The 5,512-nt window shown below is 63.5% G+C and carries 7 protein-coding genes; 6 read left to right on the top strand and 1 reads right to left on the bottom strand.

What is annotated here, in order from left to right:
* Nucleotides 1-455: 455 nt before the first annotated feature.
* Nucleotides 456-830 (top strand): response regulator transcription factor, encoded by a 375-nt coding sequence (locus FBR05_14530; protein ID MDL1873393.1) that lies wholly within the window; start codon nt 456-458, stop codon nt 828-830.
* Here FBR05_14530 and FBR05_14525 read toward each other — a convergent pair.
* The gene (locus FBR05_14525) at nt 818-2,317 is read right to left on the bottom strand and encodes a choice-of-anchor D domain-containing protein (GenBank protein MDL1873392.1); all 1,500 of its coding nucleotides are present in this window, start codon (nt 2,315-2,317) and stop codon (nt 818-820) included. The genes FBR05_14530 and FBR05_14525 overlap by 13 nt on opposite strands.
* A gap of 46 nt (nt 2,318-2,363) precedes the next feature.
* Between FBR05_14525 and FBR05_14520 the strand changes: the two genes are divergently transcribed.
* The 5 genes from FBR05_14520 to FBR05_14500 all read left to right on the top strand — a co-directional run.
* A complete protein-coding gene (locus FBR05_14520; GenBank protein ID MDL1873391.1) occupies nt 2,364-3,236 on the top strand; it encodes a class I SAM-dependent methyltransferase in 873 nt (290 codons plus the stop codon).
* Between the two features lie 25 nt (nt 3,237-3,261).
* Nucleotides 3,262-3,951 carry an AhpC/TSA family protein gene (locus FBR05_14515; protein ID MDL1873390.1) on the top strand — a complete coding sequence of 230 codons (690 nt, stop codon included), beginning with the start codon at nt 3,262-3,264 and terminating at the stop codon, nt 3,949-3,951.
* 8 nt (nt 3,952-3,959) lie between these two features.
* Nucleotides 3,960-4,442, top strand: a complete 483-nt coding sequence (locus FBR05_14510) for a hypothetical protein (GenBank protein ID MDL1873389.1) — start codon at nt 3,960-3,962, stop codon at nt 4,440-4,442.
* A 44-nt stretch (nt 4,443-4,486) separates the two neighbouring features.
* The gene (locus FBR05_14505) at nt 4,487-4,819 is read left to right on the top strand and encodes a hypothetical protein (protein ID MDL1873388.1); all 333 of its coding nucleotides are present in this window, start codon (nt 4,487-4,489) and stop codon (nt 4,817-4,819) included.
* Nucleotides 4,820-4,851: 32 nt separating this feature from the next.
* Nucleotides 4,852-5,512, top strand: a 661-nt coding sequence (locus FBR05_14500) for an ATP-binding cassette domain-containing protein (GenBank protein ID MDL1873387.1), incomplete at its 3' end; no start/stop codon positions are given.

Here is a 5,512-nt window from a genome sequence, read left to right as displayed (position 1 = left end):
GCTGCTTCACATAATCTATGGTGTCCTGAAGAATAATAAACCTTTTGACCCATTGCTTGCTTTTGCAGCTTGACTAGCAAGACGGTATCTCAGGCCGGGAGACCGGTTGCGGGAGTCGCTTGGGGCGGAACCAGGAGGATCCCGACCGATGGAAGGCGTCCAGCAGATGCATCGGGCTTTTCCTACAAGTCCTTACCCTATTGCCAGCGGGAGCAAGAATCGGACCCGTCTCTATAAGAATTTGGAATCATTAATATTTTTTTACTGATTCGGTTCCGGCCCCGCCGTGTCTTAAGTTCGGTATCACTTTGTTACCGATATTTCCCTGTAGGACGGAAGCGGACTCGATCGCGGGAGATCTTCCTACGGAGAAAGCAGCCGCCGGCCAATTTCAGATTCGGCACCGTGGGTTACCATCGGCGGAAGAGAAGAATCGAGAAGGAAAGGAGCAGCCCATGCTCAGAATTTTTTTGGCGGACGATTCCGAGCTGATACGGTCCCGCTTGCGAAGGATGCTCTCCGAGGTGCCGAGAGTGCGCTTGGTCGGAGAGGCCGCCACGGCGCAGGAAGCCCGGGAGAAAATTCCCGAGGCGCGACCGGATGTGGTGATCTTAGATTTTCACATGCCTGGCGGCAGCTGTCTCGAAGTGCTCCACTATGTCAAGAGTTTCCATCCCGAGATCCTGGCGGTCATCTTGACCAACGATCCCTCGCCCCAATCGCGCCGGGCGGGATTGGAGGCGCGGGCCGACCGTTTCTTCGACAAGAGCCTCGAATTCGAGAAAATCGCCGAACTGCTTCGGGAGGTCTCGGAAGCTCAGCCCCTGTAAATGCGCCTCGAGAAGAAGGCCAGGGCAAGCAGCGTCCAGCCCGCGATTCCGGAGGCAGAAGCGGCCTTGGCTGCGAGGATTCCGCAGCCCCCGCCGCCGATCTGCGGCCCCAGCCCTGCGCCATTGAGGACGATGGTCTGCGGGCTGTCCGCCGCGTCGTCGGTGAGGACGATCGTCGAGGTCAGCGGGCCCTCGATCGCGGGTAGGAAGGTCGCCTCGATCGTGCAGGACTCGCCCGGCATAACGGTCTCGTCGCCGCAGCCGTCCACCATCGCGAAGCTGTGCGGGTCGGTCCCCGCCAGGACGATGCTGCTGAAAGTCAGGGGGGCGTTGCCGGTGTTGGTCAAGGTCACCGTCTGCGCGGCGCTGGATTGGCCCACCACGACCGAACCGAACTCGAGGTTGTTCGCCGAGAGGCTCGCCTCCGCGCTGCCCGGGACGACCCCGACGCCGCTCAGGTCCAGGACCGGCTCGTTGGTGGCGGTGGAATCGAAGGTCACCTGCGCGCTTAGCGGGCCGGCCGCTCCCGGCGTCCAAACCGTGGTCAGGGTGCAGAACTGCCCAGGGTTGAGGGCGAGGGGGAGTCCGGTCGTGCAGTCGCCGCTCAGGGCGAATTCGGGGTTGGAGGAAGTCACCGCGTTGAGCGTGACGGCTGTGTCGCCGCTGCTGATCACCACCACGTCAACCGGCGTCGAGGCGACTCCGACCTGTTGGTTGCCGAAGTCGACCGCCTGCTTGCTCAGGCTCAGGGCGGGGTTGGGCGCGGCAACGCCGGTGCCGGAGAGGGCGACCTCCTGTGGGCTGTCCGGCGCGTCGTCGGTCAGCGTGACGGTGCCGGAAAAATCGGCGATCGCGGTCGGCGTGAAATCGACCGCGAAGTCGCAGGTGCCCAGGGGCGGGATCGGCGCCGCGGTGCAGTCTTCGCTCACCAGGCTGAAGACCGCGTCCCCGGAGAGGGAGATATCGCTGACGCTCAGGTTCCCGGTGCCGATATTGGTTACGGTCACCGTGTTAGGCGCGCTGCTGCTGCCGACCGGCTGGTCGCCGAATTGCACGTTGTTGTCCGAGAGCTTCACCTCGGGCAGGACGCCCTGGCCGATCAGCGAGCCGAAGTTGAGGATCTGCCGACTGGTGTCGATGACGACCAAGTGGGAGTGGAAGAAGCCCTCGCGGTTGGGGCTGAAATCGGAATCGATCCCGCAGCTTTCGTTATTGAAGAGCAGCCTCCCCTCACAGCGGTCGTCGGTGATCGAGAAGCGAAAGGGATTGCTGAGCAGCGACCCGAAGACGAAGACCGGCAGGGAAAAGGAGGCCTCCTTGGTGACGGTCACCGTTGCGGGAGCGGAGGTGTCGCCGACCCGGGTGTCGGGAAAGAACAAGGGATTGGGGTCAAGACGGACGGTGCCGAGGATGGTGGCCCCGGCGGGAGAGGCGGTGAAAAACAATAGGGTTAACAGCCACAGCGCGCGGAAAGAAGTCGGTTTCATATTTTCCCTTCTTTTCCTGAACCCGGAGCAATGCTATTCGGCAGGCATGATAAGCGATCCGCGTCCGGTGTCCACGATTTTTCGCGGGCCCGGCTCTTTGCCCTATTTCGACCTCCTCCTCGAGCGCCTCGACCGTGGCCATCCCGACCTCGACCTGGCCTTCGGTCGCCACGTCCACTGGGGCTATTGGGCGGACCCCCGCAGGGCCGACCTGAGCGCGCGGGACTTCGCCGCGGCGGCGGAGGCGCTTTCGCAGCGGGTGTGGCGGGCCGCCTTGCTGAAGGACGGAATGAGCGTCCTCGACGCGGGCTGCGGCTTCGGCGGGACGATCGCCAGCCTCAACGAAAACTTCCAAGGCATGGAGCTGGTCGGCCTCAATATCGACCGGCGCCAGCTCGAGCGCGCCCGCGGCAAGCTCGTCCCGCGGGCGGGAAACCGCATTCAGCTGGAGGAGGGCGACGCCTGCGCGATGCCCTTCCCCGACGCCGCCTTCGACGCCGTCCTCGCGGTGGAGTGCATCTTTCACTTTCCGAGTCGCGAGGCCTTCTTTCGCGAGGCCCGTCGGGTGCTCAAGCCCGGCGGGATCCTGGCCCTCTCCGATTTCGTCCCGAAGGGTTACTTTCGGCCGTTCAGCGCCTCGCGGTTTGCGCGACGGATGCTCGCGCCCCTCTTCGGCACCTGCCGGATGGACCACACGTTGAAAGACTACCGGCGCCTCGGCCGCGAGACGGGCTTCGTCTCGCTTTGGGAGGAGGACATCGCCCGCAACACCGTCCCCACCTATCCCTTCCTGCGAAGGATCCAGCGGGATTTGACGGGAGCGGAGTCGTGGAACAAGCTCGGGAGCTATGCCGCCCAGTGGGTGAGCCGTTTCAATTGGTTGCGCTACATGATTTTGGCCTTCCATAAATTGGATTGAATCCGCCCGGCCTTTGCCCTAGATCATGGGCATGAGAAAAATCCGCTTTCACTTCACCGTCTTCAGTCTCGCCTGCCTTTCCCTCGGTCTCGCCGCCTCCGCCGGCGCCGCCAAAAAGGCGGCGAAGCCCCCCGAGCCCCAAGCGGCCGCCTCGGCGGAACAGGTGAAGCCGTTGCAGACCGGCGACACAGCCCCGGACGTCACGCTCACCAACGCCGACGGCCTGACCTTTCCCTTGAAGAAGCTGCTCAAGAACCAACCGACCGTCCTCATCTTCTATCGCGGCGGTTGGTGCGTCTACTGCAACACCCAGCTGGGCCAATTGAAGCAGATCGAGACGCCCCTGCAGAAACTCGGCTATCAGATCGTCGCGGTCAGCCCCGACGGCGTCGACAAGATCCGCGAGAGCCTCAAGAAGCACGACCTGACCTATATGCTGGTCTCGGATTCCGACGCCGCGGCCGCCAAGGCCTTCGGCCTGGCCTACCAGGTCGACGACGCGACCTACCGGAAGATGAAGAAGGACTACGGCATCGACCTCGAGGCCCATTCCGGCAAGGGCCACCACATCCTGCCGGTGCCCGCGGCCTACGTCCTGGATAAGCAAGGCAAGATCCTTTATAGTTATTACAACCCGGATTACAAAGTCCGCGTTGACCCGCAGGCCCTGCTCAAGGCCGCGGAAGCTGCCGTCGCGGCCCGGCCCGCGAAATAGGGGGACCCATGACGAACTTTCAAAAGATCCTCGTCAACGGCAAGGAAGTCGATCCCGCCAACCTGCAAGCCCTACCCGAGGCGGTGCAACAGGTCCTGGCCGACAAAAACAAAAACGGGGTCCCCGATTTTATCGAGGGGATCATGGACCACCCCTTCGTCAAGAAGGCCCTCGAAAAGGGCGGCTACACGAGTTTCAACCAACTCCCTCCCGAGATGAAGGACAAGCTGCAGGGCCTCATGCAAAAGCTCGGCGGCGTCGGAAGCTCCCAGGCCCCGCAAGTCGAGGTCGGACAGGTCCAGGTGCACCAGACCTCGTTCGGCGCCGGCGGCGCGCCGGCCTTTTCGGCCCGCGCCGACGATTGGAAGCAGGGCTACAGCATGGAGCAGCCGGGCCACATCTCGATGAAGACGCTCTTTTTCGCCGTGGCCGCGATCCTGGGGCTGCTGGTCTTCGCCTTCGCCGCTTGGATGTTCTTCGCCGGGCGGTGATTCCGCGCCTGGAGTCGCAGGTCTTTTTGCCTTAAAATAATAGCATGAAGCGAGCGTTTGTCTTCCTGGCCGTCCTTTCGCTGGGGCTCGGTCTTCAGGCCTCGCCCGCCTGGGCGCCGCCGATCGGCCTTTCCGGCAATCCCTACCCGCCGCCTTCCTCCGGCGGCCGGCCCGCCGTGAACCGCGTGATTCCGCAAAATCGGACCCCGCCCTTCATGTACGATCCGCACTACGACCTCTACGATTGGAAGATCCAAGACCACCCCGACGACCCCTGCTATTACGACGAGGCCTACGGGCAGTGGGTGGGCAATTGCTCGATGTACCTCACCGCGCCGGGCTACTCGATCACGGTGCCGAACCGCCTCAACCGTTGAAGATCCGACCTTCCTCTGCTAGTCGCTTGTCCATGAAAGCCAAGCCCCCCGTTTTGGAAATCCGCGATCTCTTCATCCGCCGCGACGCGCCCATCCTGCAAGGGGTCTCCTGGCGGGTCGAGGCGGGGCGCCACTGCGCGATCCTCGGCCCCAACGGATCGGGGAAGACCTCGCTCTTGGCGGCCCTCACCGCCTACCTGACGCCCAGTTCCGGCGAGATCCGCCTCTTCGGCAAACGCTACGGCGAGCACGATTGGCGCGAGTTGCGCAAGTCCGTCGGACTGGTAGGCTCCGCCTTGCGCGCGATGCTGCGCTTCGAGGAGCCGGCCCTGCACGCAGTCCTGAGTGGCAAGGAGGCCATGGTCAATTTTTGGGGAGAGAGCACAGACGAGGAGCGAAAGCGGGCGCGTGTTTTGCTCAAGCAGGTCGGTTGCGGCGGCTTGGAAGAACGGGCCTGGGGCCTGCTTTCGCAGGGCGAGCAGCAGCGGGTCTTGATCGCACGCGCGTTCATGGCGCGGCCGAAGCTGTTGATCCTGGACGAGCCCTGCGCCGGCCTCGACATGGCGGCCCGCGAGCATTTTTTGGCCTTCCTGGAGGCTTGGGGCCGGAAGGTCGGCGCCCCGACCCTCGTCTTGGTCACGCATCACGTCGAGGAGATCACGCCGATGTTCCGCGAGGTCCTGATCCTGAAAG

The organism is Deltaproteobacteria bacterium PRO3 (assembly GCA_030263375.1).
Taxonomy (GTDB): Bacteria; UBA10199; UBA10199; order DSSB01; family DSSB01; genus DSSB01.
The sequence above is the reverse complement of the archived record's forward strand: the minus strand, read 5'-3'. Positions and strand labels throughout refer to the sequence as shown.